Annotated in this window: 3 protein-coding genes; all 3 read right to left on the bottom strand. The window is 74.0% G+C overall.

Going from position 1 to position 4463, the window contains the following annotated elements:
- Positions 1-192 precede the first annotated feature (192 nt).
- Positions 193-855, bottom strand: coding sequence for an SCO family protein (locus MXD58_RS20810; RefSeq protein ID WP_250609767.1), 663 nt, complete (start codon positions 853-855; stop codon positions 193-195).
- A gap of 142 nt (positions 856-997) precedes the next feature.
- The gene (locus MXD58_RS20805; RefSeq protein ID WP_248840545.1) at positions 998-1366 is read right to left on the bottom strand and encodes a hypothetical protein; all 369 of its coding nucleotides are present in this window, start codon (positions 1364-1366) and stop codon (positions 998-1000) included.
- A 185-nt stretch (positions 1367-1551) separates the two neighbouring features.
- Entirely contained in the window at positions 1552-4281 is a 2730-nt protein-coding gene (locus tag MXD58_RS20800; RefSeq protein ID WP_250609768.1) for a PA14 domain-containing protein, read from the bottom strand.
- Between the last annotated feature and the right edge of the window lie 182 nt (positions 4282-4463).

Genomic DNA, 4463 nt, shown 5'->3' with positions numbered 1-4463 from the left:
GCGGCGAGTCGGGTCGGGCTCAGGGGGTCGGCGCCGTCGGAAGCAGGCGGCCGGCCCGGTGCCCAGCGGGCGGAGGCGGGGAGCTCGCGGGTAGGTGGACGGTCGGGCTCGATTTCGGATCTCACTTGTGCCTGCCTGGTGCGTCAGGGCCGCCCGGTCGCCGGTGTGGCCGGCGACCGCGGCGATGTGTGGTCAGACGGCGGCGGCGAGCCGCGGGAGGTCGGCGACGTACTCGGCGACGGTGGTGTCGGCGAACCAGCGGACGTGGACGCGGTCGTCGGGGCCGATGCCGAGTACCTGGGCGGCGTGGCCGACCAGGTACTCGGCGCCACCCGGACCAGCACCACCCGGACCAGCACCACCCGGACCAGCACCACCTGGACCAGCACCACCCGGACCAGCACCACCCGGACCCGCGCCGTTCGGGTCGGCGAGGGCGACCGGGATACCGACGGCGCGCTGGGCCGCCGCGACCTGCGCCGGCGTGCCGGTGAGCCCGACGAACCGGTCGTCGAACTGGCGGAGCCACCGCGCCAGCACCGCCGGGGTGTCCCGCGCCGGGTCGGTCGTGACGAACACGACCGTGACCTTCGCCGCGACGGCGGGCCCGGCGACCTGCCGGGCCGCGGCGAGGTCCGCCATCGTCGTCGGGCACACGTCGGGGCAATGCGTGTAGCCGAAGAACAGCAGGGTCGCGTGGCCCGCGGTGGCCTGGGCGAAGTCGAAGCGGCGGCCACCGGTGTCGGTGAGCGTGAACGACGGCCGGCGGACGGCCCCCACCGTGGCGGCCCCGTGCCAGTCGCCGGGAAGGCTGGGCGCCGCGACCGGCGTACCTGCCGCCCGCGCCGCCGGCACCCCGGATCCGCCGAGCACCGGCCTGGGCCCGCCGCCGCAGCCCGCAGCCGAAAACAGCCCCGCAGCCGAAAACAGCAGAGCGGCCGCTGCCAGCCCCGCGGCCACGCTGCCCGGACGGTGACCTGTCATCCGGGGCGTCGCGTCACCGGGCACAGAGCACCGCGCCTCGGGTCACCGGAATGGTGCCCGCAAGTCTGCGGGTGTCCTCCCCGATCACGCGGACCGGGCCGATGCCCTGGGCCCGTAGGTAGGCGCAGTCGAGTCGCTGGCCGGGCGGGGGCGTGCGGGGCACGCAGATCCGCCGCCCGGTGTCCCCCGCCACGTAGTTGTAGTCGCAGCCGTCGAGTCCGACGGGTACCGGCGAGGGACGACCGTTGCCGCGCGGCACGACCCGGCCGGACAGGACACCGGGTGGTGCCGCCGCGACGGCCACGGGATCACCGGTGCTCGGCGGCCCGGCGCCGTCGGCGGGCCAACCCTCGCGCGCGAGCCCGCCGGCGACGCCGCTCACGACGACGACCGTGAGCGCGATCGCGACCAGCCTCCCACGACGCCGGCTCCGGCCGGCCCTGCTGTGGCCAGGCCCGTCATGGCCAGGCCCGTCGTAGCCAGGCCGGTCGTAGCCAGGCCGGTCGTAGCCAGGCCGGTCGTAGCCAGGCCGGTCATGGACTGGCCCAGCATGGGCAAAGCGCCAGCTCAACCGACACGCACCCAGCGGGCGACCGAGGGGACCCCGGCGGTGTTCTGGGCGAACATCATGTAGTACCCCGGAGGAAGTAGGTTCGGGTTGGCGGGGACGTCGACGCTGACGCTGTTCTGGCCGGTCGAGGAGATCGGCAGGTCGACGCTGCGCTGGTTGGGATCGGCCTGGTGGGTGACGGAGGCGGGGCGCAGCAGCGTGACGCGGTCGATGTCACGGCTGACCGTCAGGGACTGCCGGGAGCCGTAGCCGAACGTGTCGGCCGCCGCGGTGATCTCGGGGCGCTGGCGGGTCAGGTACCAGGGCCGGTACACCGAGATCGTCTGGCTGAACGAGCCGTCCAGCGGGTTGTTGCCGAGCGCCGCCACGCTGCCGTCGGGCAGCAGGAACGCCTGGGAGTGGTAGGTCCGGTCCTGCGGGTCGGGCGGGACGGTGGTGAAGTGGTTCGCCACCGGGTCGTAGAGCGACGCCTCGTGCACCGGGTCGGAGCGCAGGTGGCGGCCACCGCCGGTCTCCAGGACCTTTCCGTCGGGCAGGATCACCGCGGAGACGTACATCTTCGCGGCCGGCAGGTCGGGGCCGGGCTGCCAGTACGGGTCGGACTGGCGCAGGTCGATGAGGTCGGTACTGGCGACGGCGTCGGCGCCGGCATCCCCGTTGCCCCCGCCGAGCGTCATGACCCTGCCGGCCTGGGCGGGCGGCAGCAGCACCGAGGCGCCCTGGTCGCGCAGGTTGACGTCGCGCAGGCCGGGGATGTCGTTGACGATGGCGGTCGTCGGGTCGTAGATGTTCGATCCGGCGGCGGTCGGCGCGTTGCCGAAGGTGTGGATGCCGGCGTAGAACAACCGACCGTCGGCCATCAGCTTCAGCTCGGGGTAAAGGCCCCAGAAGAAGTAGCTCTGCGGCACCTGGGCGGCCGGCAGCCAGCGGTGCGCCGCGCTGTCGAACAGCTCGGTCGCGACGTTGCCGTCGGCGTTCTGGTCGAGGCCGCCCACGGCGACGACGTTCCCGTCGCCGAGCGCGGTTAGGCTCGGGTACCAGTGACCGCCGCCGGGCAGGTCGTTCGTGGCCGTGTAGGTGCCGGCCACGGGGTCGAAGACGTAGCTCTTCGACAGCCCCTTGTAGTTCGTGTTCGCGGTCGAGTACGCGGCCGTTCCACCGGCCAGGAGGATTTTTCCGTCCGGTAGCTGAACGTGTCCCGAGCAGAAGAGGTCGTCCGCCGCCGGAGCGGCTCTGAAGTCGCCGGTCGTGGGATTCCACACCGTCGACGAGAATGAATGCGCGTCGAAGGCCGCCGGGTCGTTTCCCGAGCCGGCGACGAGCAGCACGTTTCCGGTGTGCAGCACGCTGGCGTGCACGGACCGCACGGGCATCTGGTAGGTCAGTGTCTGCCACGATCCGCCGCAGTCGGCGGTGCATCCCCCGGGTGGTGGCGGCGGCAGCGGACCGGGATCGCCGCCGCCGGTGTAGTCGACCCGAATCTGCGCACCGCCGGTCCCCTCGTAGTACTCGGCGACGATCGTGTGGGCGCCGGCGGTGAGCGTCGGGGTCGCCGTGAACGCCGTCGGCCCCTGGTCGTTCCAGCCGTCGATGACCCGGGTGCCGTCGACGTAGACGCGCAGCCCGTCGTCGGCCAGCGCGGTGATCGTGATCGGCCCGGCGGCGAAGTGGTCGACCCGGGTCCAGCGGGCCGAGAAGCCGTCACTGCCGATGCCGGCCACGTCGGGGCCGCCCGCGCCGAAGTCGTGGTGCAGGCCGGTCTCGCAGCGGGCCGGCGTCGGCGCGCCGGCCAACGTCGCGGTCGGGAAGTACTGCGCGGACCACTGGATCGTGTTGCACGCTGCCGTGGGGGTGACGGCGAACCCGACCCCGGCACTGGCGTCGCCGGTGTGCTCGTAGTAGTCGGCTCGGATGGTGTGGCTGCCGGCGCTGACCGGGACGCTCGCGGTATAGGTCGTGAGGCCCTGGTCGTGCCACTGGTCGATGACCGGCTGACCGTCGACAAGCACCCGGATGCCGTCGTCGGCGGCCGCGGTGAGGGCCAGGGTGCCGGCGGTGAACTCCTGGGTGCGCGTCCACCGGGCGGAGAAGTTGTCCGCGCCGATGCCCGCGAGGCCCGGGTCGCCGGTCCCCCAGTGGTAGTCGACGTCCGCCGAGCAGCGGGGCACGCCGGTGCCACTGAACGTGCGGTTCGGGTAGTAGGTGCCGGCCCACTGGCCGGCGGGGCAGTCGGATCCGGCGCCGCCGCCGTCGTCCCCGGGGCCGCCGGAGAGGTCGAACTCCACCATCGCGCCGCCGGCGCTCTGGTAGTACTCGACGACGACGGTGTGCGCGCCCGCGGTCAGGGTGCGGGTGCCGGTGAACGTCCGCGGACCGTGGTCACCCCAGCCGTCGGCGACGATCTGGCCGTCGATGAGCACCCGGACGCCGTCGTCGCCGGTGATGGTGGCCGTGTAGGAACCGGCGGCGAGGGTGAGCTGGCGGGTCCAGCGGACCGAGTAGCCGGTGGTGCCGATCCCGGTCACGCCGGGGCCGTTGAGGGACCAGTCGACGTCGATCGTGGCGTCGCAGCGCTGGGCGAGCGGTTCGCCGTCCAGCGCCGTGCCGGCGTGGAACTCGGCGGACCACTGGCCGTCGGCGCAGGTAGCGGCCTGTGCGGCCAGTTCGCCCGCGGCGATCAGGACGAGGAACTGCCCGACCGTCGAGGCCAGCACGACCGCGACCAGGACCCGGCCGGCCCGCGCCGGGCGCCGGGGGCCGGGGGGGCGGGGCGGGGGGTGGGGGGGGGGGGCCCCCCCCGCCCCCCCCCACCCCCCCCCCCCCCCCCCCCCCCGGCCGGTGCCCCTGGTATGGCCGCCTGCCTCAACCAGGTGACCTGCGAGGTCGATGCCGGATGATCCGCGTGCCG

Origin of the sequence: Frankia sp. AgKG'84/4 (assembly GCF_023242965.2) — a bacterium.
Lineage (GTDB): Bacteria > Actinomycetota > Actinomycetes > Frankiales > Frankiaceae > Frankia.
The sequence above is the reverse complement of the archived record's forward strand: the minus strand, read 5'-3'. Positions and strand labels throughout refer to the sequence as shown.